The sequence below is a fragment of the Streptomyces sp. GB4-14 genome (assembly GCF_022696125.1).
Classification (GTDB): Bacteria; Actinomycetota; Actinomycetes; order Streptomycetales; family Streptomycetaceae; genus Streptomyces; species Streptomyces werraensis.
In genome coordinates this window covers 2,868,429-2,890,125 of sequence record NZ_RZHO01000002.1, presented here as the reverse complement: position 1 = coordinate 2,890,125, position 21,697 = coordinate 2,868,429, and the positions used below count along the sequence as shown (strand labels likewise).

Sequence of the window (21,697 nt, the reverse complement as noted above, 5' to 3'; positions counted from 1 at the left end):
GCAAGCATTAGGGTTACTGCGGCAGGAATCCAGGCTTCTCCTGCCCCAGTGCATGGAGTCGTGCGAGGTAGTTCTGAGCCGAGGGCTCCGAGGCGTACCTACGCTTCATCTCTGCAGCAAGTTCTCGGCTGGCCATTATGAGCGACGGCACCGATTGCCTGTCCCCTTCGAGGGCGCGTTCACCCATCGTGAGTGCCTGCTCCAAGTCGCCCTCACGTGCTGCCGTAACGCCTAGCGTGACGCGAGCCTCCGCGTTGCGCATCGGCGAGCGTTCGCTTCCGTCGAAGTCAGTGCCGGCACGTAGGACTTCCTCGGCGAGCGTGGCGGCGAGCTTGTCCTCACCAACCAGCCGATAGCAGTCCATCGAGTAGAAGTCGAACTTGGCGGGGTCCACCACGAAGTGGTTGTCCAGGTTCGGGGTGAGGCATCCCTTCGAGGAGGCGCCGCCCCTTGTCGAGGGCCACCTCAACCTGTCGACGGTCCCCAAGCCGCGCCCACGCTTTTGCTTCCTGTCCGGCGAGCTGCACCGCTACGCCAGCATGCGGTGCCGCTTCTGCTCCGGCCTGCGCCGCAGAGATGACACCGCGGTAGTCGCCGGTCGTGAGGGCGAACCATGCCCGCATCTCGTGCGCCCATCCGGCTACCTCTGCGTGCTCAGCCTCGGTCGCGAGCGACAGGGCAGCGCGCCGTGTCGACTCGGCCGCGTGGCGGTCCCCGGTGTCGTACTCGACACAGCCGACTAGGAGTGCGAGCCAACCGGACAGGGCGAGCACTTCGCGGTGTTGGGCCAGTGTGAGGCTCTTCGTGTGCAGGTCGACCACTCGGCGAAGCCACTGCCGCCCCTCAACGAGGAGCTGTTCGCTCGGCATGTACGGGTACTCAGAGCAGAGCCGATCCGTCGTGATCCGCAGGGCATCGAGCGTAGCGCTGTCCACATCGGACCGGTTGAGCCGGCTCACGATCTCCAGCGTCTCCATGCCGCTCGCCGTGAGGATCTCGCTGTCCCCGTCCCGGCGTGAAGGCGCAGGGAAGAGTGCGTGCGTCACGGTGCCGAAGGTCGCCGCGATGATCGGCTGGTAGAAGTCGTTCGGCATCTGGCCCGACTCCCAGCGCTTCCACTGGCGAATCATGCTGTCTTCCGCTGGGAGCTCCGTCGGAGCATGTGCCCGCAGTGCCCTGACTGCATCCCGCTGCGACCTGTCGCGTGCCGCTCGTTCAGCCGCGATGCGCCGTGCCCATGCGGGCCTGTCGTCGGTCATGCGCCCTCCTCCGAGTGCCTACTCCGAGTCTCGCCCGTGAGCCGGGGGGACAGGGAAGAGGACAGAGGGGTGTCACCGGACGTGTCCCCGCCTCCGCCTTGCCGTCCCCTGGCTGTCACTTACCTCACAACTCCCGTTCCCCGCATGCTGGTTGCAGATCACGAACCGCCCGGAAGGGAGCGCTCTTCGAGTGCGCGGAGTTGTACGAGAAAGCCGGGGTGGATCTGCGGGCCGAACCGGTTGTCGGGCTGGGGTCGGTGTGCCGGTTGCAGTCCACCCGGGAGGGGGCCGCGATCGTCACGGCTATGGCTGCGCACGGCTTCAGGCTCCACGGCTTCGGCTTCAAGATCCTCGGCCTGGAACGCGTCGGTCACCTGTTGGCCTCCGCGGACTCCGCCGCCTGGAGCTCCCACGCCCGTCGCCGGCCCCCACTGCTTGGCCACACGCACAGGAACTGCGCTAACTGCATCGACTACGCACTGCTCTGGCGGCAGCGCGTCATCAACGCCATCCCCACACAACAGCAGATGCTGCTGACCGACCGGAGCGCAGCATGAACCGCCACCTTCTCTGCGCCGCGCTCGATGCCGCGGAGCGCGGCTGGGCAGTCCTCCCGCTCCGCCCCGGCGACAAGCGCCCCGCCCTGCATGGTGAGGACGTGTGCCCCGGCATCGGGGATTGCGTCGGCGGTCACCGCAAGTGGGAGGAGCGCGCCACCATCGACCCGGACCGCATTCGTCGGGCATGGGGCGAGCTGCCGTTCAACGTCGGCATTGCGACCGGCCCATCCGGGCTGGTCGTGGTCGACCTCGACATGCCCAAACGCAAGAGCAGCACGGACACGCCTAGCGGCGTGACGACCTTTACGGCGCTCTGCGAGCGCGCCGGACAGGTCGTGCCGACGACCCGTACGGTGCGGACCGCGAGCGGTGGGGTCCACCTGTACTTCACCGCTCCGGCCGACTTGCGGCTCGGCAACACGGCCGGACGGCTCGGCAAGCGCATCGACACCCGGGCGTGGGGCGGTTACGTGGTCGCCCCCGGCAGCATCACCCGTGCGGGCACCTACGCGCTCCTCAACGACATGCCGCCCGCCCCTCTGCCTGAATGGCTCAGCGCCCACTTGACGGGTCGTCACGCCGCGCGGGCGCTAACGGCTGCACCGTCGGCCGTTCGAGCGTCCAAGTACGCCGCAGCGGGCCTGAACGCCGAAACGGCGTCCGTACGGCAGGCTCCGGAGGGCGAGCGCAACGCCACCTTGCTCCGGGCGGCGCGAGCCCTGGGACGGTTCGTCGCGTGGGGAGACCTCCCCAGGGAGCAGGTTGAGGAGGCTCTTCAGTTGGCGGGGGAGCAGGCCGGTCTGTCCCCGCAGTCCTGCATGGCCACTATCCGCAGCGGGCTGAACTGGTCGATTGCCCGCAACCAGCAGCGGAGGGCAGCGTGAGTACCCGCTCCCGCCCTTCATTGAGGTTGGTCCACTCCGCAGAACAGCCGGCGGACGACCGAACGGCCTACCTCTCTCGCCCCCTACTGAAGAGCCTTCCCGCAGCCCCGTCCGGGCCGTGCGCCGCCGGACACGCTGCGACCACTCCGGCCGTGGGCGAGGGGAAAGGCGCCGCCCGCAAGGGCGTCCCTTCTGCTCTTCGTTCTGACCCGCACTCGGTCACCGCGACCGGCGTCGTGCCGGGTCTCCAGATCCGCACGACCGGCGTACCGGTGGCCGACTGGCTGTGCTCCTGCGGGCACCACGAACGGGCCCGTGGCCGCGCGGCCGTCACCGAACTCACCGGACGCGTACACGTCGGCGTCTGCCCTCACCGCACCGCCCCTGTACAGGAAGGGAGGACCCTCGCATGACTTCCACCACGAACGGCGCGGTCCTGCTTGATGAGGTGGAAGCCTTCCACCGCCGTTTCAACATCTTCCCCCTCGAAGCCGCGTACGTCGCCGTGACGCTGTGGGACGCGCACGCGCACCTGCTCGACTGCTTCGACTCCACTCCGCGGCTCGCGTTCCTATCGCCGGAGCCGGGCTCCGGCAAGTCTCGCGCCCTGGAGATCGTGGAAACCCTCGTGCCGCAACCGATGGTGGCGGTCAACGCCTCCGCCTCCGCCCTCTTCCGCGCGGTGTCGGGAATGGAGGGAAGGCCCACGATCCTGTTCGATGAGATCGACACCGTCTTCGGTCCCAAGGCCGGAGAGAACGAACAGCTCCGAGGCTTCCTGAACGCCGGGCACCGCCGCTCCGGCGTCATGTGGCGCTGCGTGGGCGACGGCTCCAACCAGCAGGTACAGGAGTTCCCGTCGTTCTGCGCCGTCGCGGTCGCCGGGCTCGGCTCGCTCCCGGACACGATCCTGACGCGCTCGGTCATCGTCCGCATGCGGCGCCGTGCCCCGAACGAGCAGGTGGAGCCGTTCCAGCAGCGCATCCACGAGAAGGAAGGGCATGCGCTGCGCGAGCGGCTTTCAACCTGGGCGCAGTCCGTCCGCGACCAGGTCGACGGGGTGTTCCCGGAGCTCCCGGAGGGCATCAGCGACCGGCCCGCGGACGTGTGGGAACCCCTGCTCGCCATCGCGGACGCCGCCGGCGGCACATGGCCGGAGCGGGCGCGCGCCGCCTGCATCGAGCTGGTGAACGCGGCCAAGACCAGCGACAAGGGCAGCGTCGGAATCCGTCTGCTCACGGACCTGCGCGACTACGTGTTGAACGGCATCGACCGTCTGCCCACCGTCGCCATCCTCGACAGGCTGCACAGCCTCGAAGAGGCGCCGTGGGCGGACATGAGCGGCAAGCCGCTCGACGCGCACGGGCTGTCGAGGATGCTGCGGGAGTACATGACCGCGGACAACACCCCGATTGCGGCCCGCAACATCAAGACCGGCGGAAGCGTCATGAAGGGCTACTACGCGACCGATCTGCACGACGCGTGGCAGCGCTACTGCCCGCCCCCCGCGGAAAGTCCGCTACTTCCGCTACCGGCGCTACCGGGCAGGTCAGAGCCCTAGAAGCGGTAGCGGATCGGTACTCCGCATCCGCTACCGCTGCTCCCATCCGCTACCTGGATCATGCCCTTGACCAGGGCGGTAGCGGAGGTAGCGGAAGTAGCGGACCTGACAGGAAGGGAGTCCTTCCTGCTGGGTCACTTGCGAGGAAGAGGAGCTATGCAATCGGGCCAGCCCCGTCACGCCCTTCCCCCGACGTACTCGCCGGCCGAAGTCGCCAAGGCACTCGACTGCTCGGAGTGGTGGGTGAAGGAACAGGCACGTCGCCGCCGCATTCCCTTCATCCGAAGCGGCAGCGGTTACCGATTCACGCGGGCGCACGTGGATGAAATCTTCCTCATCTTCGAGGAGCGTCCGGAACAGGCGAACATCCCCCGAACCGCAGCCACTTCAACGCGCCGTCGAGTACCCGAGCGTGTCGAGGGGCCTTCCGTGCAACTTCGGGCGCGGCGCCCACGACGCACTCGCAGCGCCGCCTGAAAAATGAGAAATCCGCGATGGGCGGGAGCCGAAGCCTGGCTCCCGCCCATCGCCGTTCTGATGAGAGGACGTGTGGGGTTCGCGGAGAACCGCGGCACGTACTGGCGTGGCCGCTACAAGATCTCGCTGGGCAAGTACGGCACGGTGGCCGACGAGAACGGCGACGTCATTCGCTTCCGCACGAAGCGCGAAGCCAAGCAAGCCGCCGACGCTGAAGAAGCGAAGGTGCGGGCCGGCTCATGGAAGGATCCAGCGGCCGGACAGATCACCTTCGGCGAGTACGCCTCGCGCTGGTACGCCACCCAGGACTTGGCGGCTTCCACGATGCAGAATTACCGCCGCCACCTGGAAGAGCACCTTCTCCCAGAGTTCGAGGATCGTCCGCTTGCCTCGATCCAACGCACGGACGTCGACGCGTGGGAGAAGAAGGAGAAGGCGCTCTATGCCGTGTCGAGCGTGAAGACGTGGCGCGGCACACTGTACCTGGTTCTCGAAGATGCAGTGGACGACGAACTCATCAGCGCCAATCCCGCGACCAAGCGGCGTGGCAGGGGAAAGCGCGCGGGGCGCTCGCGCGACCGCGGTCCCGAGAAGGTCATCACGGATCCGCTCGGCATCCTCTTGTGCGCCGAGCGCGCGTCCCTCCTATCCGGGCGCGATGACGAATTTGTCGCCGTTGTCACCAAGGGCTATACGGGCATGCGGTGGGGCGAAATTGTCGGCTTGGAGACGGATTTCATTCGGCGCGCGGCCGTACGCGTGGAATGGCAGCTCTACGAACTCGACTCCGGGGAGTTCGAGCGATGCCCTCCCAAGGACGACAGCTATCGCACCATCGACGCCCCGAGGTGGCTCACACGACTGTGGACAGGCCACATCGCACGTACACAGCCGAAGCCGTGTGCTTGTCACGGCAACACCTACATGTTCCGCGGGCAGGGCGTGTCCCGGACAGGCGAGACCGGCGCGAAGGTGGTGGACGTGGCGAGACGTGCCAGCGTCTCCACTGGCACGGTGTCGAACGTCATCAACCGGCCCGACATGGTGGCAGAAGCCACCAGGGCGCGGGTGCTGGAGGCAATAGAGGCGCTTGGCTTCACGCGCGGCGGGGGCGCCGTCGACCAGGCTGCGCACTGGCGACGGAATGGCTTCGCTACGTGGCTCTTCACGCCAGCCGTCTCGGGCTGGTATCCGAAGAAGGCGCCGCAGGAAGCGCGGCCTGTGCCGGTCCTCGCTGATCCTTGGCCCGGTGTGCCAGCACGGGGAAGAGGAGCGCAGACACGGTCAGACTCCTGCTGGGTGCCGATCGCGAAGGGGCTCACGCCCCACGGGCCGCGCCACACGCACAAGACGCGTATGGAAGGGTTCCGCACTCCCCCGAAGCTGATGGATGAGCGCATGGGCCACATGGACGGCTCCATGCAGGCTCGCTACTCGCACATCACCCGAGAGATGCGTGAGGAATTGTTGAGGCACCTCACGGCCGAGTGGGAGGCATCCCTTGACGCCCGACTTGCAATGTGTCCCACCTCATCGGTCGCCGTGGTCAACGACCTCTTGCAGGAGCGTCTGAGAACGCACGGCACGGATGTCGTATGAGAGTCGCTGGCGCAGAGAGTCTTGACGCGCGTGGGGTGCAACAACGGCCGTGCTCACGGTCCGCTGGGCGCTCAGGGTGCACTTTCGCGGCTGGCGACGTTAACTGGTCCTATCAGCTCTGTGCGACTGGCCTGGGTGGTCCCCGATGGAGAACTCGCCTGAAATTGGGTTGGCGGCGGCGCTGGAGGCCCTACGCGAAGAGCTGGAATCGGCCTGGACGGCCGCCCAGGGCCGGCAGGTCCGATTCCGGGCCTCTGAGTTGACGCTGAATGTAGAGACAGTAGCCCGACGGGACAAGGACGGCTCTGGCAAGATCCGCTGGTGGTTGCTTGAGGCTGGCGGAAGTATGAAGTCGGGGCAGGAACGTAAGCACACGCTCACACTGAAGCTGATGCCACTTTTTTGTGACGACGAGGGCCGCTTGGTCTCGCTCGAGGTCGATGCAGTCCAGCCAGTTCCAGGTGGCTAGAGGCTCGAGGACGATATGAGATCGGTATGGACGGACCGGCTTGCCGAGGTATGGGCGCCGCCCGGCAAAGCCGGATCTGGGGTGGTGCTCGGAGAATTCGGAGTGCTGACCGCGCGGCATGTTGTCCAGGCCGTGATGGACGGCTCACAAACGGGTCAGGTGCTGGGTCGCGTAATTCGTCGAGGGGCGCCGCCCGCGTGGGCGCCCATGCGGCTCGTGGGCGGCGACGCAGAGTGGGATTTGGTAGTGCTCCATGTCGATCAGGAGGCGCGGGAGGCCACCTCTTGGGTGCGGCCAGCGTCCGCGAGTCCGGTTGTGGCCACGGTCAGTGCGTCTTCTGAGCCTGACTGCGAGTCGGTCGGCTTCCCCGACAGTGAGGTGCATCGTCCGCAGCTAGCGGATCCCGCTGGCTGGGTTCGTCAGAGCGAGCACCTTGTGGGCACGCTTCTGCCGATGGGACAGGCTAAGCCGGACGCGTCGTTGCGTGCCTCGTTGCCGGTTGCGTGGATGCCTTTGGATATTGCGACCGCCACTCCTGAGAATTATTCAGGCTGGAGAGGAATGTCCGGTGCAGGGGTAACCTTGAAGGACGGTCGCCTTGTGGGTGCTGCTGTGGCTGCGGAGAGCCTGCACCAGCGGCGGCGCTTGTACGTAGTACCACTGGCGTCAGCACTTTCACGGTCGATCGCATTGTCCCAGGCAGTGGTGAACGTTACCGGAGCGCCGTTGGCGATCGAAGACCGGTATGCGCCGATCTATCGCCATCTGCTCTACGCGAAGACGTTGCGCACGGACGGTACGCCGGTTTCCTTGGAAGAACTTCAGGATCTGGCTTCGGTCGGAGTCAAGCCTGTTGATTTGCCGGGTGATCCTCGCTATCTCACGTACGTGCCACGGGATGGCGACGAAGAATTGATCCAAGCGCTAAACCGTGCATCCATAGCCAGGCGGATGCTGCTGCTGATAGGTGATTCCGGGTCAGGTAAAACCCGTGCTGCAGTGAATGCGCTGCTTCAAACGTGTCGGTCCTATCGACTAATGCGCCCGATTGAACACAATTTCATCGAACTTGTCGCCGAAATTCCTAAGCTGCTCGATCTTGGGCCCTCTGTGGTGTGGCTGGATGACGTGGAGAAATATTCGCACCCGGCCATGACCGGCTCACTCGAGAAGCTTTTGGAGGCCGGCCATATTGTCGTGGGGACCATCCGGCGTGGTGAACTGGAAGCGCGCAGCAACGACGGTGAAATTCGGAACCCAACAGGCGAAGCGCTGAACGATGAGCGCGTCGTGCAGCAACTTAACTGGAGGAGAGAGTGGTCTCAGCCGGAACGTGACCGTGTTCCATCTTACGTTGTGAACTCGCTTGCGCGTCGGGCGGTGAGTGAGGGGGTTCCGCTCAGCGTTTGGGCTGTGGCAGGCCCGCAGCTCGTGCGGCGTCTTAAGCTAGCTATACATGACGAAGATCACCCCTGTCGGCCCGCCCTTGTGCGTGTGCTGCTTGACTGGTACCGGACCGGCCAAACCGCACCCATTCCCCAGTCGGAGGCCGCTCGCCTAGTTGAAGAAACATATGTAGAAGAGTCGGTTAGTGAAAGCGAGATTATCGAGGCGTTGGAATGGAGCATGCTACCGCTTAGTGTCGGAGGCAAGCGTGGTCGACACAGTCTCGTTAGGAAGGTGGGTGACTGCGTGACGGTGAACGACTACATACAGGAAAATAATCTAGGTCAAAGTCTCCAGCCCGTACCGACAGCTACGTGGGTCTCGGCACTGAAACATGCATCGCAACACCAAGATAATGGCAATATTTGGAATGTTGCCCACTCTGCTGCTTCGAGTGGGCAAAATGACATTGCATTCATTGCTTGGCAAGCGATCACGCTGCAGGTGAATGACGGGGCCGACAATCTGTATGCTGCCACCACTGCGGCCTACAATCTTGGTGTTCTGCTTCAGGCTGAGGATCCCGATGCGGCCTTGGCGTGGTTCAAACTTGCTGTCCACTATGCTGCTCTCGGCGTGCAGCCTGATTTCTTCGGAATGTACCATCCCAGGGCGGGGGAGGCTAAGGAGATTTACTGTTGCGCTGCACGAGGAATCGGCTTTCTGCTAGGGGAGCACCCGGCCGCAGCGGAGTGGCTTCAGCAGGCGCATAGCCCTCCAGAAGAATATGAAATGCTCTTCAATGTGGCGGGACTTCTGAAGGATCAACTGCCAGGAGTCGCGGCTGACTTGTCCAATATGGCGCATAGGCAATGGAAATATGCACAGCGAAGGAAGAAGATGTCTTGAGGTCGCCGGTATTTCGAGTATGTGGGTCCGGCATGCATCCATCATCGGTCAATCAATCGGCGACTAGCTTATCCGTGAGTTGGTTACTGTAGAAGAATTTCTTCTGGGCGGCGGTTAGTAACGGTGCTGGCACGGCTGCTGAGGACGTGCTCAATGCACGCAGTCAGGTCACCGCCATGGTCGTCACGGGCCATACTGCCCAGTTCGCTGACGAGGCTCATGCCGTTGATGAGGATGATGGGGTATTGATCCTCCACCATCTCGGTCTGCGCGGGTTCTGAGTAGGCTCCGGTGGTTACGTAGACGCCGATCCACCCGCGTCGGAGTCGAGCGACCACCCGGGCGATCTGCTCGGCGGTGATGAGGGTATCGGGTTTGACACACTTGGCTTGCCCGAGCACGACGAGACTTGTGCCAGCTAGACCGCTGCCGAGGTCGAGTCGACCGACGAAGTCCGCTCCGCCGTCGCCGGATCGGCGCGTCAACCATCCTTCGACATAGCCACGTCCAGAACCCCGGAGCACGCGGGCTGTCACTACAGCAGCCAGCGCCTCGAAGTCGTGCTTGCGCCCGTCAAAGTACCGATAGACCAACTCCAGGTCCGCTGCATCGCCGCTGCGGGGCTCGGGGCGTTGATCACGCACCTTGGTCACCTGGGCGCGGGCCACTCGCCGACGGAGCCTGGGCAGGGCTGAGGAACCGTGTTTGACCCACTCACGCCACGCCTGCGGCGCCAGTTTGAGGGCTTGGCCGTCGGACACGGCGTTGTCTCTGCGAGCCTGAATGCAGTCCCAGGCAACCGCGTCGCCTTCTGAAGTCAGGTCGATGAGCGCGATGTCGTAGACGTAGTTCACGAACGTCGTGTGCTCGCGCCCGCCCCACTGGACCAGCCGCTCCGTTCGCTCAAGGATGCCCACCCCGCAGAACTCCACGTGCCCCTTGGGCTTGCCGTTCTGCGAGACGGCACGGAACAACAGCAGGGGAGTGGCAGCAGCTCGTTCTTCCGGCGTGTGCCCTTGATGGCCGGTAAAGGCATCCAGGAGCGCCCGCTTGTGCCCTGTTGAGTGGGTCACATGGTGGAAGTTCGGAAACCCGTCCAGCATCGCTGGCTTCGGATCCTTGCCGCTCGCGTATCGGTACACCTGTCCTACACGCAGCTCGCCGCCCACAGTCGGCCCCCCAGTAGTGCTGGCTTGACGATCTCCGTGACAGTAGCGGTAGCCACTGACAGAGAGACGCGGATCAACGGCGCTGAGGGCGCGAGGCCGGGCATTGGTTGCAGGCTGAAGGGGGGGCGTCGGAAGCGGAATTCCAAGATCTTCTCCCAGATTTCTCCCAACAAGCCACGGAAACCACTCAGGGGCCTGACCCGCTCTCGCGGATCAGGCCCCTGACCTGGTACTTCTCTGTCGGGGTGGCGGGATTTGAACCCACGACCTCTTCGTCCCGAACGAAGCGCGCTGCCAAGCTGCGCCACACCCCGGTGTCGCTCGCTGTCGCGGCGACGACGTTTACTTTAGCCCACCGGTGGCTAGAGACGAAATCTGGTTTTCGGGCGGGTGTGGTCCAGGGCCACCAGGAGGACCGCCACGGCGTAGATCGCGAGCCCCACGAGGAGCGCGTTGGCGAGCACGCTCCGGTAGCCGTGGCGGGCCACGTCGAGGAACGGGTAGAGGTAGCGGCCGGCTGAGCCGGGGAGCAGCTCGCCCCGGGCGAGGGTGAAGGCCAGGTACGCCAGGGGGTACAGCAGCCACGTCGTGGCCTGGCGCAGGTGCATGCGGGCCGGCGGTGTCAGGACCAGCCAGTCCAGCAGCGCGGCGACCGGCAGCACCGTGTGCAGCAGGTGGCCGGCGACCGGCTCGAGCCACGCGGGGTCTCCGCTCGCCCCTGCCGTGACGGCGTACGCCGGAGCGGCGTCCGCGAGGGCGATGTGGTGGACCAGGGCCGCGACGACCACGTACAGGAGCGCCGCCCCCGTGACGGCGCCCGACAGGGGATGGCGGGCCGTCCACGCCCGGCGTGCCGAGGCGAACGTCACCAGGGCCAGCACAGCCGTGCTCTGGATCACGAAGTAGCTCAGTACCCGGGTGGGGCTGCCGAGGAGGATCTCGATCAGCACGGCCGCCGTCGCCAGCACGGCCAGGGCCAGCCGGTACACCGCGGTCAGCGGGCGGCGCACCGGCGGTACGACGGCTCGGGCGGGGACGGCGGAGGGGAGCAGTCGCGGAGCTGTCCGCGGGAGGGCGGGGAGGTCCGGGATGTCCCTGGGTATCGGGGCGGTCATGCCCCCAGCGTGGGACGGCCGACGGGGCGCCGCGATGTGGCGTGGGCCGGTCGGGTTACCCGTACATCAGGTAACCCGACCGGCCCGCCAACCCGGCGGCCCGCCAACCCGCCGGCCCACCGGCCGTCACCCTCGCCTCAGCGGCCCACCAGCGTCAGCAGCGTGGCCTCCGGCGGGCACGCGAAGCGCACCGGCGTGTAGCGGCTCGTGCCGCAGCCCGCCGAGACGTGCAGATACGACCTGCGGCCCTCCGCCGTGTGCGTGGACAGGCCCTTCACGCGGTCCGTGTCCAGGTCGCAGTTGGTCACCAGGGCGCCGTAGAACGGGATGCACAGCTGGCCGCCGTGCGTGTGGCCGGCGAGGATCAGCGGGTAGCCGTCGGCCGCGAAGGCGTCCAGCGCCCGCAGGTACGGCGCGTGCACCACGCCCATCGAGAAGTCGGCCGCGGTCGACGGGCCGCCCGCCACCTCCGCGTACCGGTCCCGCTTGATGTGCGGGTCGTCCAGTCCCGTCAGCTCGATCGACGTGCCCTCGATCTTCAGGGTGCCCCGCGTGTTGGTGAGGTTGAGCCAGCCCGCCGAGTCGAAGCCGTCCCGCAGGTCCTCCCACGGGTTGTGGACGGCGTCGACGACCGGCGGATTGCCGTTCAGGCCGTGCCGGCCCTGGACCTTCTCCAGCAGGTAGCGGGCGGGGTTGCGCAGCCGGGGGCCGTAGTAGTCGTTGGAGCCGAAGACGTACGCGCCGGGGAACTCCATCAGAGGGCCGAGCGCGTCCAGGACCTCGGGGACGCCCTCGGGGTCGGACAGGTTGTCGCCCGTGTTGATCACGAAGTCGGGGCGCAGTCCGGCCAGGGAGCGCAGCCAGCGCTGCTTCTTGCGCTGGCCGCCGACCATGTGGATGTCGGACACCTGCAGCACGCGCAGGGGACGCATCCCGGAGGGGAGGACGGGGACGGTCACCCGTCGGAGGCGGAAGGAGCGGGCCTCGAAGCCCGCGGCGTACAGCAGTCCGGCGGCGCCGGCCGCCGTGATTCCCAGGGGGATTCGGTATCGCGCGCGCATACGCCCATCGTGTCAGACCCTGACGGTTCCTCCGTACGACCCTCTGGGCGGTCCCCGCGGCCCTCCGCCCGCGAGCCCGCGCAAATCAGCAGGCGCAGCCGTAACCGCACCTGCGACAATCAAGTCATGACCACGCTCAAGTCGAAGCTGCAGGATGACCTCAACGCCGCGATCAAGGAGCGCGACGAGCTCCGCTCCTCGACGCTCCGGCTGACGCTCGCCGCGATCACCAAGGAGGAGGTCGCGGGCAAGGAGAAGCGCGAGCTCTCCGACGACGAGGTGCAGAAGGTGATCGCCCGCGAGGCGAAGAAGCGTCGTGAGGCGGCGGACGCCTTCGCGCAGGGCGGCCGCCCCGAGCAGGCCGAGCGGGAGAAGGCGGAGGGCGAGGTGCTCGCCGGCTACCTGCCCAAGCAGCTGTCCGACGACGAGCTGAACGCGATCGTCGCCCAGGCGGTCGAGGAGGCCCGCGCCGCCGGCGCCGAGGGGCCGCGGGCCATGGGCGCCGTCATGAAGATCGTGAACCCGAAGGTGGCCGGTCAGGCGGAGGGCGGCCGGGTGGCCGCCGCCGTGAAGAAGCTGCTGGCGGGCTGAGACGCCGCCACGCGGCACAAGGCCGCAACGGGGTGCGGCCCCTTCCCTGTTCGGGGAAGGGGCCGCACCCCGTTGTCAGGTGACCGCCGGCGTCGTCAGTCGCGGCCGCCCGGCCCGTTGCCCGGGCCCTGGATGAAGCCCTCGGGGATGCTGAAGCCCGGGTCGGGCTCGCCTCCGCCGTTGCCGCCGTTGCCGCCGTCACCGCCCCCGTTGCCGTTGCCGCCGTTGATCAGGCCGCCGATGAAGCCGCCGCCGTCGCCGTCGCCGTTGCCGCCGTCGTCGCGGTCCCGGTCGCGGTCCTCGGGCTTCTTCGGGTCCGGGATGTCCACCCGGTTGAACGTCGGGGCCTCCTTGCCCTCCAGCGCGCCGGTCATCGCGTCGCGCCAGATGGGGCCGGGGACGGCGCCGCCGAAGACCAGCTCGTGGTACTGGCCGCCGATGGTGATGTCCCGCATCTTCACCTTCTGGCTGGCGCTGCCCACCCACACGGCGCCCGACATGTTCGGCGTGTAGCCGACGAACCAGGCGTTCCTGCGCTCGTCCGTCGTACCCGTCTTACCGGCGTTGTCGCGGCCGTCGCCGAGGCCCGCCTGCTGACCGGTACCGGAGTCGATCACACCCCTGAGCAGCTCGTTCACCGTGTCCGCGGTCTGCTCGCTCATCGCGCGCGAACACGTGGACTTCGGGACCTGCAGGGACTTCGACCGGTCACCCGTCTTCTGGGTGATCGACTCGATGGCGACCGGCGTGCAGTACATGCCCCGGGAGGCGAAGGCCGCGTAGGCACTGGCCATGGTGAGGGGCGAAAGACCGGTGGAGCCGAGGGTCATGGAGGACGGCACCTCGGGGATCTTGTCCCCGTTGCCCTGGACCACGCCGAGCTTGTCGGTCATGGTCACCACCGGGCACATCCCGATGTCCTCGATCATCTGCACGAAGTAGGTGTTGACCGACTTGGCCATCGCCTCCTTCAGCGCGTACGGCCCGACCTCGGTCTCGTTCTCGTTCTCCAGCTTGTAGTCACCGTCGTTCACCCACGGCTTCTCGCAGCCGCGCACGGTGGCGGGGTACGGCATCTCGTACGGTGCCGAGTAGGTCTGCGTCGGCGGCCGGCCCTCCTCCAGGGCGGCGGCGGCCACGAACGGCTTGAACGTCGAACCGGTCGGGAAGCCGAAGTTGGAGCCGCCCCACGCGGAGTCCACGGAGAAGTTGATCTCCGTCTCGTTCTTGCCGTAGCCGTACGGCTTCGACTGGCCCATCGCGACGATCTTGCCGGTGCCCGGCTCCACGAGCGTGGACGCGGCGGCGACCTTGTCCGACTCGTAGACGTGGTTCTTGAGGGACTCCTGCACCGACTCCTGGGCCTGCGGGTCCAGCGTCGTGCGGATGGTCAGGCCGCCCTGGTTCCAGACCTTCGCCCGCTCCTCGCGGGTCTTGCCGAAGACCGGGTCGTTGAGGAAGACCTTCTCCACGTACTTGCAGAAGAAGCCCGCGCCCTTGGACGCCGTGATGCAGCCGTTCTTCGGCTGGCTGACCTTCAGGCCGAGCGGGGAGCGCATCGCCTCGGCGGCCTCTTCGGGGGAGATGTCGCCGACCTCGGCCATCCGCTGCAGGACGACGTTGCGCCGCTTCTTCGCCTCGGCCTCGTCGTTGACCGGGTCGTAGCGGCTCGGCGACTGGACGAGGCCGGCGAGGAGCGCGGCCTCCTGGAGGTTGAGGTCCTTGGCCGACTTGGAGAAGTAACGCCGGGACGCGGCCTCGACGCCGTAGGCCTGCTGGCCGAAGAAGGTGATGTTCAGGTAGTTCTCGAGGATCTTCTTCTTGCCCAGTTCCTCCTCGACCTGGATCGCGTACTTCAGTTCCGCGATCTTGCGGCCGATGGTCTGCTGGGTGGCCTGCGCGACCTTCGTCGGGTCGTCGCCCGCCTCCTCGACGAAGACGTTCTTCACGTACTGCTGGGTGAGCGTCGAGGCGCCCTCGGAGACCTCACCGCTGCGGGCGTTCTTGTTGAGCGCGCGGAGCACGCCCTTGAGGTCGATCGCCCCGTGCTCGTAGAAGCGCGAGTCCTCGATCGCGACGATCGCCTTCTGCATGTACGGCGAGATGTCCTTGAGGTCCACCACCGTGCGGTCGCGCGAGTAGACGGTGGCGATCAGGCCGCCGTCGGCGTCGAGGATGGTGGTGCGCTGGCTCAGTGGCGGCGTCTTCAGGTTGGCCGGGAGCTCGTCGAAGCTCTCCACCGACCCCTTGGCCGCCAGGCCCAGCGCGCCCACGGCGGGCAGTGCGATGCCGGCCATGACGGCACCGGCCAGGACACTGACACCGAGGAACTTGGCGGCCTGCTGCGTGGGAGACAGACCACCGCCCGAGCGCTTCTTTGGCATGGGAGCAGCCTACGTTCTCATTCGCCGGACAAGCGTATATGCCTTGGCCTAAGCTGCACTCAACTGTCACAGCAGTGAGGCCACGTATCAATACGTCCGGCGACCCCGAATCGTTCCGGATCTTCTCGACTTTCTTCATACGAGTTCAGGTCGAGGAGCGTGGAGACCGTGTCCGGATCGCCTCGTGTGTCACGCGGTGCCCGTTGTGACGCAACTGAACTGACCTGCAATGCCCCAATTGCCACGCATGTCGCCCCCTCACTCCCCCGGGTGATCTGCCGCTTACCCATAGTCCGTTCGGACCATTCAAGATTGGGCCCGCTGGGGGTGTTGCGCTGTGCCCACCTTCCGTAACGTCCTCAACTGGCGGCGGTGAATATGCCGCTGCCGCCGTGGGGGAGCCTCGATTCGGGAGAGGACGGCGCCGGTATGGGCTGGGTTACCGACTGGAGTGCGCAGGCTGCCTGCCGCACTACCGATCCGGATGAACTGTTCGTTCAAGGAGCAGCGCAGAACAGGGCGAAGGCGGTGTGCACCGGCTGCCCGGTGCGCACGGAGTGCCTGGCCGACGCGCTGGACAACCGCGTCGAGTTCGGCGTGTGGGGAGGCATGACGGAGCGTGAGCGCCGTGCGTTGCTGCGCCGGCGGCCGACCGTGACCTCCTGGCGCCGGCTGCTGGAGACCGCGCGCTCGGAGTACGAGCGCGGCACGGGCGTCGTGCCGCTCAACGACGACCAGGTCTACGAGGACTACGCCGCGGTGAGCTGAGAGCTCTCGGTGAGGGCTCTCGGGGGGTCCTCGGCGTGCCCGGTCCTGTGGCCGGGCCCACGCGGCTCACCTTCGGTGGTGGGCAGGTCACGGGCGGTCCCGGGGTGCCTCGTCGTGCGCGGTGCGCCCGGTGCGCCCGGGGTGTGCGCGGGCGCCTGAGAGGGCGCCCATGGTCAGGTCCGAGGGCGGTCGCGCCCGAGCGCGGTGACACCTGAGGCGTACGCCGGCGCGCACGCCGTCCGCGCATCGCGCGCCTGCAGAGAAGGCGCGCCTGCAGAGAAGCCGGACGCCCCTCAGGGCGTGCCCGACAGCTCCGCGCGCCCCGCGGCCAGCCGTTCGCCGATGTCACGCAGGCCGGCGAGGTCGTGGACGTCGCCGGGCAGGGCGGCGACCTCGGTCATCGCCACCTCGGGGTGGAGCGCCGTGAAGCGGTCACGCGTCCGCCGCTCGCGTGCGAGCAGCTGCATCCGCTCCGCGTGCAGCCTCAGCAGACCGGCGGTGAGACGCTCGACCGAGCGCTCGCCGTCCGTCGCAGTCGGTTCGTCTTCGGAAGCCGCGCCGTCGGCGTCCTCGGTGGCGGGGGAGCCCGAGTCGGTGACGCTACGCGTGGGTGATTCTGAACTGCCGTACGTTTCGGGAGAGTTACGAAGACCAGCTTTCCCGTCCGGCTGATCCACAATGCGGGACTCCTCAAGATTTTCCGCGGCGGCCAGTGCCCGCTCGGCCGACAGCCGGTCGGCCCCGCTGCCGTGCACCCGGTTCAGCACCAGACCCGCGAGCGGCATGTCCTCCGCGGCCAGCCGCTCCACGAAGTACGCGGCTTCCCGCAGCGCGTCCCGCTCGGGCGCCGCGACCACCAGGAACGCCGTCCCCGGCGCCTGGAGCAGCTTGTACGTGGCGTCCGCGCGCGTCCGGAACCCGCCGAACATGGAGTCCATCGCCGCCACGAACGTCTGCACGTCCCGCAGCAGCTGACCGCCGAGCACCTTGCCGAGCGCGCCGGTCATCATCGACATCCCGACGTTCAGGAACTTCATCCCCGCCCGGCCGCCCACCTTGGCCGGGGCCAGCAGCACCCGGATCAGCTTGCCGTCGAGGAAGGAGCCGAGCCGCTTGGGCGCGTCCAGGAAGTCCAGCGCGGAACGCGACGGCGGGGTGTCGACCACGATCAGGTCCCACTCGTCCCGCGACCGCAGCTGCCCCAGCTTCTCCATCGCCATGTACTCCTGCGTGCCGGCGAAGCCCGCGGAGAGCGACTGGTAGAAGGGGTTGCCCAGAATCGCTGCGGCCCGCTCGGAGTCCGCGTGCGCCTCGACGATCTCGTCGAAGGTGCGCTTCATGTCGAGCATCATCGCGTGCAGTTCGCCGCCCGCGGAGTCGTCGATGCCCTTCACCCGGCGCGGGGTGTTGTCGAGGGAGTCGATGCCCATGGACTGGGCGAGCCGGCGCGCCGGGTCGATGGTGAGGACCACCACCTTGCGGCCCCGCTCCGCCGCCCGCAGCCCCAGCGCAGCGGCCGTGGTCGTCTTGCCGACGCCGCCCGAACCGCAGCACACCACGATCCGGGTGTCCGGATCCTCGATCAGCGGGTCGATCTCCAGCGTTCGGGCGGGCGAGAGGTGCTCACGGACCGGTCCCTGGTCCTGCGCCGGTTCCGGACGACGGCTCATGACATCCCCTGCTTCCGGTGGATCGGACTCGTGCACGTGACGACCGGGCCGGTACGGCGGTGACGGTGACCGCGACGGCGGTGACGGTGGTGACTGTGACGATCGTGACGGTGACCGTGGTGCGGGTGGTCGCCGGAAGAACGGGTGCGGCCGGTCATGACACGCCCTGTCCGCGCAGCTTCCGCGCCAGCGCGTACAGCCCGGCCAGGTCCATCCCCTCGGCGAACAACGGGAGTTCGTGCAGCGGCACGCCCAGCTCCGCCAGCACCGCACGCTGCTCGGTCTCCAGCGCGTACCGCTCGGCGTACTCCTCCGCCTGCGTCAGCAGCGGCTCCACCAGCCGCTCCGCGTGCCCGCCGCGCCGCGCGCCGCCGAGCCCGGCCGAGGACAGCGAGCGCGCCACGGCGGAACGGGGGACGCTGCCGACGAGTTCCAGGTCGGCGGAGTCCAGCACCTGCGGCCGCACCATGTTCACGATGACCCGCCCCACCGGCAGCCGGGCCGCGCGCAGCTCCGCGATGCCGTCCGCGGTCTCCTGGACCGGCATCTCCTCCAGCAGGGTCACCAGGTGCACGGCCGTCTCCGGCGACTTCAGCACACGCATGACCGCCTGCGCCTGATTGTGTATCGGGCCGATCTTGGCGAGCCCGGCCACCTCGTCGTTGACGTTGAGGAAGCGGGTGATGCGGCCGGTCGGCGGGGCGTCCATCACGACGTAGTCGTAGACGAACCGGCCGCTGCGGTCCTTGCGCCGCACCGCCTCGCACGCCTTGCCGGTGAGCAGCACGTCCCGCACGCCGGGGGCGATGGTGGTGGCGAAGTCGATCGCGCCGAGCTTGCGCAGGGCACGGCCGGCGCTGCCGAGCTTGTAGAACATCTGGAGGTAGTCCAGAAGCGCCAGTTCGGGGTCGATGGCGAGGGCGAACACCTCCCCGCCCCCGGGAGCGACGGCGATCTTCCGCTCCTCGTACGGCAGCGCCTGCGTCTCGAAGAGCTGCGCGATGCCCTGCCGGCCCTCGACCTCGACGAGAAGCGTCCGCTTCCCCTCCTCGGCCAGGGCCAGCGCCAGAGCGGCGGCCACCGTGGTCTTGCCGGTTCCGCCCTTGCCACTCACGACCTGGAGCCTGCTCACGTCTTCGAGCCTAAATGCTCACCGCGCGTGGCGGCGGCTCCGGGGGATGTTCCCGCCCCCGTGTGCCGTCCCGGGCGGGGGTGACGGCGACGCGGGCGGCGGGCGCGGCAGCGGCTAGAGTCGGCCGCATGACCAAGTGGGAATACGCGACTGTGCCGCTGCTCGTCCACGCGACGAAGCAGATTCTGGACACCTGGGGCGAGGACGGCTGGGAGCTCGTCCAGGTCGTGCCCGGGCCGAACAACCCCGAGCAGCTGGTGGCCTACCTGAAGCGCGAGAAGCAGGCATGAGCGGCGTCGTCGAGTCCCGGCTGGCCGAGCTGGGCCTGAGCCTGCCCGAGGTCGTCCCGCCGCTCGCCTCGTACCAGCCGGCCGTCGTCTCCGGCCGGTACGTGTTCACCTCCGGCCAGCTGCCGATGGTGGACGGCAAGCTGCCGGTGACCGGCAAGGTCGGCGCGGAGGTCACCCCCGAGGAGGCCAAGGACCTGGCCCGCACCTGCGCGCTGAACGCGCTCGCCGCGGTCAAGTCCGTCGCCGGTGACCTGGACCGCGTCGCGCGCGTGGTGAAGGTCGTCGGCTTCGTCGCCTCCGCCGCGGACTTCACCGGCCAGCCGGCCGTCGTCAACGGCGCCAGCGAACTCCTGGGCGAGGTGCTCGGCGACAAGGGCGTCCACGCTCGCAGCGCGGTCGGCGTCGCGGTCCTGCCGCTGGACGCGCCGGTCGAGGTCGAGATGCAGGTGGAACTGACGGAGGCGTGAGCCCTCCGGGCGGGCGTCCCCGGACGTCCTCCGGATCACGCCCCCACGACCGCCGTACCGCCGCCCCGGCCGGCCCCGCGCCCGCCGGGGCGCGGCACGTCCGGCGGCCGGTCGCTCCGCCCCCTCCCGTCCCCCTAGGGCACTCGAACATCCGGGCGTCTCGGGATAGCCTCCGGCCATGGCGAATGCGCAGGCTGGCGGGCAGTGGTACCCGCCGGAGTGGCCCGAGCGGATCAGAGCGCTGGCGAGCGGTGAGCTGACACCCGTGGCGCCGAAACGGGCGGCCACCGTCATGCTTCTCAAGGACACGGGCGCCGGACCCGCCGTGCACATGCTGCGCCGCCGTACGTCCATGGCGTTCGCGGGCGGCGCGTACGCCTACCCCGGCGGCGGCGTCGACCCGCGGGACGACGACCGGCACGTCCGCTGGGCCGGACCCCCGCTCGACTGGTGGGCCGACCGGCTCGGCGTGGACCGTGCCGGCGCCCAGGCGATCGTCTGCGCGGCCGTGCGGGAGACGTACGAGGAGGCCGGCGTCCTGCTCGCCGGCGCCGCCCCGGACGCCGTCGTCGGCGACACCACCGGCGCGGACTGGGAGGCGGACCGCGCCGCGCTCGTCGCGCGTCAGCTGTCCTTCGCGGAGTTCCTCGACCGGCGCGGCCTGGTGCTGCGCTCCGACCTGCTGGGCGCCTGGACGCGCTGGATCACCCCCGAGTTCGAGCCGCGCCGCTACGACACGTGGTTCTTCGTCGCCGCCCTCCCCGAGGGCCAGCGCACCCGCAACGCCTCCACGGAGGCCGACCGCACGGTGTGGATCACCCCGCGGGAGGCGGCCGACGGCTACGACCGGGGCGAACTGCTGATGATGCCCCCGACGATCGCGACCCTGCGCCAGCTCGTCGCGTACGGCACGGCCGCGGAGGCGCTCGACGCGGCGCCTTCGCGCGACCTCACGCCGGTGCTGGCCACCGCGCGCCTGGTGGACGGCGAGATCGTCCTCGCCTGGCCCGGGCACGACGAGTTCACCAAGCACATCCCGACCGGGGGAGCCCTCGCATGACGGACGCCACCGCACTCCCCGGCCAGCCGCGCGGCGGGGTCCTCTCCGGTCCCGCGACCGCGCGGGCCGTCAACGTGCTCGCCCCGAACCCCTCGGCGATGACGCTGGACGGCACGAACACCTGGATCCTGTCCGAGCCGGACTCCGGCCTCGCCGTCGTCGTCGACCCGGGGCCGCTGGACGACGGGCACCTGCGGCACGTCGTCGCCACCGCCGAACAGGCCGGCAAGCGGGTCGCCCTCACACTGCTGACGCACGGTCACCCCGACCACGCCGAGGGGGCCGCCCGGTTCGCCGAGCTGACCGGCACCAAGGTGCGCGCCCTGGACCCGGCGCTCCGCCTCGGCGACGAGGGGCTGGCTGCCGGGGACGTCGTCACCGTCGGCGGCCTGGAGCTGCGCGTCGTGCCGGCCCCCGGTCACACCGCCGACTCCCTGTGCTTCCACCTCCCGGCGGACCAGGCGGTCCTCACCGGCGACACGGTGCTGGGACGCGGCACGACCGTCGTGGCCCACCCCGACGGCCGCCTCGGTGACTACCTGGACACCCTGCGCCGGCTCAGGTCCCTCACCGTCGACGACGGCGTCCACACGGTCCTGCCGGGGCACGGGCCGGTGCTGGACGACGCCCAGGGCGCCGTCGAGTACTACCTCGCGCACCGCGCCCACCGGCTCGCCCAGGTGGAGACGGCCGTCGAGGACGGTCACCGCACCCCCTCCGAAGTCGTCGCCCACGTCTACGCCGACGTCGACCGCTCCCTGTGGCCCGCCGCGGAACTGTCCGTACGGGCCCAGCTGGAGTACCTGAAGGAGCACGGGATCCTCTGAGGACACGACCGCGCCCCCACAGCCGGTGGGCCATGGGGGCGCGGGAAGTAGGGGAGACG

At 68.3% G+C, this 21,697-nt stretch carries 21 protein-coding genes and 1 tRNA gene; 13 read left to right on the top strand and 9 right to left on the bottom strand.

Annotation, left to right across the window (positions count from 1 at the left end; translation table 11 throughout):
- Positions 1–13 precede the first annotated feature (13 nt).
- Positions 14–397 carry a hypothetical protein gene (locus tag ELQ39_RS14310; RefSeq protein ID WP_242592113.1) on the bottom strand — a complete coding sequence of 128 codons (384 nt, stop codon included), beginning with the start codon at positions 395–397 and terminating at the stop codon, positions 14–16.
- Complete coding sequence (locus ELQ39_RS14305; RefSeq protein ID WP_242592112.1) at positions 339–1,259, bottom strand: hypothetical protein; 921 nt, start codon at positions 1,257–1,259, stop codon at positions 339–341. The genes ELQ39_RS14310 and ELQ39_RS14305 overlap by 59 nt, the downstream gene beginning before the upstream one ends.
- On the opposite strand from ELQ39_RS14305, the gene ELQ39_RS32685 reads away from it, so the two are divergent.
- The 7 genes from ELQ39_RS32685 to ELQ39_RS14270 all read left to right on the top strand — a co-directional run bounded on the left by ELQ39_RS32685 (position 1,238) and on the right by ELQ39_RS14270 (position 9,104).
- Positions 1,238–1,816, top strand: coding sequence for a deazapurine DNA modification protein DpdA family protein (locus tag ELQ39_RS32685; protein WP_443334358.1), 579 nt, complete (start codon positions 1,238–1,240; stop codon positions 1,814–1,816). The two genes, ELQ39_RS14305 and ELQ39_RS32685, sit on opposite strands and share 22 nt — an antisense overlap.
- The gene (locus tag ELQ39_RS14295; protein ID WP_242592110.1) at positions 1,813–2,703 is read left to right on the top strand and encodes a bifunctional DNA primase/polymerase; all 891 of its coding nucleotides are present in this window, start codon (positions 1,813–1,815) and stop codon (positions 2,701–2,703) included. The genes ELQ39_RS32685 and ELQ39_RS14295 overlap by 4 nt, the downstream gene beginning before the upstream one ends.
- A gap of 409 nt (positions 2,704–3,112) precedes the next feature.
- Entirely contained in the window at positions 3,113–4,264 is a 1,152-nt protein-coding gene (locus tag ELQ39_RS14290) for a DUF3631 domain-containing protein (RefSeq protein WP_242592109.1), read from the top strand.
- Between the two features lie 60 nt (positions 4,265–4,324).
- Entirely contained in the window at positions 4,325–4,741 is a 417-nt protein-coding gene (locus ELQ39_RS14285; protein ID WP_337663009.1) for a helix-turn-helix domain-containing protein, read from the top strand.
- A 72-nt stretch (positions 4,742–4,813) separates the two neighbouring features.
- Complete coding sequence (locus tag ELQ39_RS14280; RefSeq protein ID WP_242592107.1) at positions 4,814–6,340, top strand: LacI family DNA-binding transcriptional regulator; 1,527 nt, start codon at positions 4,814–4,816, stop codon at positions 6,338–6,340.
- A 145-nt stretch (positions 6,341–6,485) separates the two neighbouring features.
- Entirely contained in the window at positions 6,486–6,809 is a 324-nt protein-coding gene (locus ELQ39_RS14275) for a trypco2 family protein (RefSeq protein ID WP_242592106.1), read from the top strand.
- A 15-nt stretch (positions 6,810–6,824) separates the two neighbouring features.
- Positions 6,825–9,104, top strand: coding sequence for a trypsin-like peptidase domain-containing protein (locus ELQ39_RS14270; RefSeq protein ID WP_242592105.1), 2,280 nt, complete (start codon positions 6,825–6,827; stop codon positions 9,102–9,104).
- An 83-nt stretch (positions 9,105–9,187) separates the two neighbouring features.
- Here ELQ39_RS14270 and ELQ39_RS14265 read toward each other — a convergent pair whose 3' ends face one another.
- From ELQ39_RS14265 to ELQ39_RS14250, 4 genes are all read right to left on the bottom strand, one after another.
- Positions 9,188–10,273, bottom strand: a complete 1,086-nt coding sequence (locus ELQ39_RS14265) for a restriction endonuclease (RefSeq protein ID WP_242592104.1) — start codon at positions 10,271–10,273, stop codon at positions 9,188–9,190.
- A 240-nt stretch (positions 10,274–10,513) separates the two neighbouring features.
- Positions 10,514–10,587 (bottom strand) — tRNA-Pro (locus ELQ39_RS14260).
- 48 nt (positions 10,588–10,635) lie between these two features.
- A complete protein-coding gene (locus ELQ39_RS14255; RefSeq protein WP_225625554.1) occupies positions 10,636–11,388 on the bottom strand; it encodes a Pr6Pr family membrane protein in 753 nt (250 codons plus the stop codon).
- Positions 11,389–11,525: 137 nt separating this feature from the next.
- On the bottom strand, positions 11,526–12,449 hold the full coding sequence (locus ELQ39_RS14250) for a metallophosphoesterase (protein ID WP_242592103.1): 924 nt from the start codon (positions 12,447–12,449) through the stop codon (positions 11,526–11,528).
- 126 nt (positions 12,450–12,575) lie between these two features.
- Between ELQ39_RS14250 and ELQ39_RS14245 the strand changes: the two genes are divergently transcribed.
- On the top strand, positions 12,576–13,040 hold the full coding sequence (locus ELQ39_RS14245; protein WP_006132540.1) for a GatB/YqeY domain-containing protein: 465 nt from the start codon (positions 12,576–12,578) through the stop codon (positions 13,038–13,040).
- 95 nt (positions 13,041–13,135) lie between these two features.
- Here ELQ39_RS14245 and ELQ39_RS14240 read toward each other — a convergent pair whose 3' ends face one another.
- The gene (locus tag ELQ39_RS14240) at positions 13,136–15,424 is read right to left on the bottom strand and encodes a transglycosylase domain-containing protein (RefSeq protein ID WP_242592102.1); all 2,289 of its coding nucleotides are present in this window, start codon (positions 15,422–15,424) and stop codon (positions 13,136–13,138) included.
- Between the two features lie 429 nt (positions 15,425–15,853).
- Between ELQ39_RS14240 and wblA the strand changes: the two genes are divergently transcribed.
- Complete coding sequence (gene wblA / locus ELQ39_RS14235; RefSeq protein ID WP_019527064.1) at positions 15,854–16,192, top strand: transcriptional regulator WblA; 339 nt, start codon at positions 15,854–15,856, stop codon at positions 16,190–16,192.
- A 293-nt stretch (positions 16,193–16,485) separates the two neighbouring features.
- Here the strand turns inward: wblA and ELQ39_RS14230 are convergent, their stop codons facing one another.
- Entirely contained in the window at positions 16,486–17,862 is a 1,377-nt protein-coding gene (locus tag ELQ39_RS14230; RefSeq protein WP_242592101.1) for an ArsA family ATPase, read from the bottom strand.
- A 154-nt stretch (positions 17,863–18,016) separates the two neighbouring features.
- Positions 18,017–18,994 carry an ArsA family ATPase gene (locus tag ELQ39_RS14225; protein WP_242592100.1) on the bottom strand — a complete coding sequence of 326 codons (978 nt, stop codon included), beginning with the start codon at positions 18,992–18,994 and terminating at the stop codon, positions 18,017–18,019.
- A 128-nt stretch (positions 18,995–19,122) separates the two neighbouring features.
- Here ELQ39_RS14225 and ELQ39_RS14220 point away from each other — a divergent pair, with 128 nt between their 5' ends.
- The 4 genes from ELQ39_RS14220 (at position 19,123) to ELQ39_RS14205 (ending at position 21,638) form a co-directional block, all read left to right on the top strand.
- On the top strand, positions 19,123–19,284 hold the full coding sequence (locus ELQ39_RS14220) for a DUF4177 domain-containing protein (protein ID WP_003975360.1): 162 nt from the start codon (positions 19,123–19,125) through the stop codon (positions 19,282–19,284).
- A complete protein-coding gene (locus ELQ39_RS14215) occupies positions 19,281–19,751 on the top strand; it encodes a RidA family protein (RefSeq protein ID WP_048456988.1) in 471 nt (156 codons plus the stop codon). Before ELQ39_RS14220 ends, ELQ39_RS14215 begins: the two co-directional genes overlap by 4 nt.
- A 178-nt stretch (positions 19,752–19,929) precedes the next feature.
- Positions 19,930–20,811: an NUDIX hydrolase gene (locus tag ELQ39_RS14210; protein ID WP_242592099.1), complete on the top strand. Its 882-nt coding sequence runs from the start codon at positions 19,930–19,932 to the stop codon at positions 20,809–20,811.
- Positions 20,808–21,638, top strand: coding sequence for an MBL fold metallo-hydrolase (locus ELQ39_RS14205; protein WP_190004706.1), 831 nt, complete (start codon positions 20,808–20,810; stop codon positions 21,636–21,638). The genes ELQ39_RS14210 and ELQ39_RS14205 overlap by 4 nt, the downstream gene beginning before the upstream one ends.
- Positions 21,639–21,697 lie beyond the last annotated feature (59 nt).

What these genes read in the sequence shown, in the direction of transcription:
- wblA (WP_019527064.1), top strand. Translation starts at nt 15,854, where the DNA reads ATGGGCTGGGTTACCGACTGGAGTGCGCAGGCTGCCTGCCGCACTACC.
- ELQ39_RS14275 (WP_242592106.1), top strand. Translation starts at nt 6,486, where the DNA reads ATGGAGAACTCGCCTGAAATTGGGTTGGCGGCGGCGCTGGAGGCCCTA.
- ELQ39_RS14230 (WP_242592101.1), bottom strand. Translation starts at nt 17,862, where the DNA reads ATGAGCCGTCGTCCGGAACCGGCGCAGGACCAGGGACCGGTCCGTGAG.
- ELQ39_RS14250 (WP_242592103.1), bottom strand. Translation starts at nt 12,449, where the DNA reads ATGCGCGCGCGATACCGAATCCCCCTGGGAATCACGGCGGCCGGCGCC.
- ELQ39_RS14255 (WP_225625554.1), bottom strand. Translation starts at nt 11,388, where the DNA reads ATGACCGCCCCGATACCCAGGGACATCCCGGACCTCCCCGCCCTCCCG.
- ELQ39_RS14270 (WP_242592105.1), top strand. Translation starts at nt 6,825, where the DNA reads ATGAGATCGGTATGGACGGACCGGCTTGCCGAGGTATGGGCGCCGCCC.
- ELQ39_RS14290 (WP_242592109.1), top strand. Translation starts at nt 3,113, where the DNA reads ATGACTTCCACCACGAACGGCGCGGTCCTGCTTGATGAGGTGGAAGCC.
- ELQ39_RS14240 (WP_242592102.1), bottom strand. Translation starts at nt 15,424, where the DNA reads ATGCCAAAGAAGCGCTCGGGCGGTGGTCTGTCTCCCACGCAGCAGGCC.
- ELQ39_RS14205 (WP_190004706.1), top strand. Translation starts at nt 20,808, where the DNA reads ATGACGGACGCCACCGCACTCCCCGGCCAGCCGCGCGGCGGGGTCCTC.
- ELQ39_RS14220 (WP_003975360.1), top strand. Translation starts at nt 19,123, where the DNA reads ATGACCAAGTGGGAATACGCGACTGTGCCGCTGCTCGTCCACGCGACG.
- ELQ39_RS14305 (WP_242592112.1), bottom strand. Translation starts at nt 1,259, where the DNA reads ATGACCGACGACAGGCCCGCATGGGCACGGCGCATCGCGGCTGAACGA.
- ELQ39_RS14295 (WP_242592110.1), top strand. Translation starts at nt 1,813, where the DNA reads ATGAACCGCCACCTTCTCTGCGCCGCGCTCGATGCCGCGGAGCGCGGC.
- ELQ39_RS14245 (WP_006132540.1), top strand. Translation starts at nt 12,576, where the DNA reads ATGACCACGCTCAAGTCGAAGCTGCAGGATGACCTCAACGCCGCGATC.
- ELQ39_RS32685 (WP_443334358.1), top strand. Translation starts at nt 1,238, where the DNA reads ATGCGGGCCTGTCGTCGGTCATGCGCCCTCCTCCGAGTGCCTACTCCG.
- ELQ39_RS14285 (WP_337663009.1), top strand. Translation starts at nt 4,325, where the DNA reads ATGCCCTTGACCAGGGCGGTAGCGGAGGTAGCGGAAGTAGCGGACCTG.
- ELQ39_RS14210 (WP_242592099.1), top strand. Translation starts at nt 19,930, where the DNA reads ATGGCGAATGCGCAGGCTGGCGGGCAGTGGTACCCGCCGGAGTGGCCC.
- ELQ39_RS14215 (WP_048456988.1), top strand. Translation starts at nt 19,281, where the DNA reads ATGAGCGGCGTCGTCGAGTCCCGGCTGGCCGAGCTGGGCCTGAGCCTG.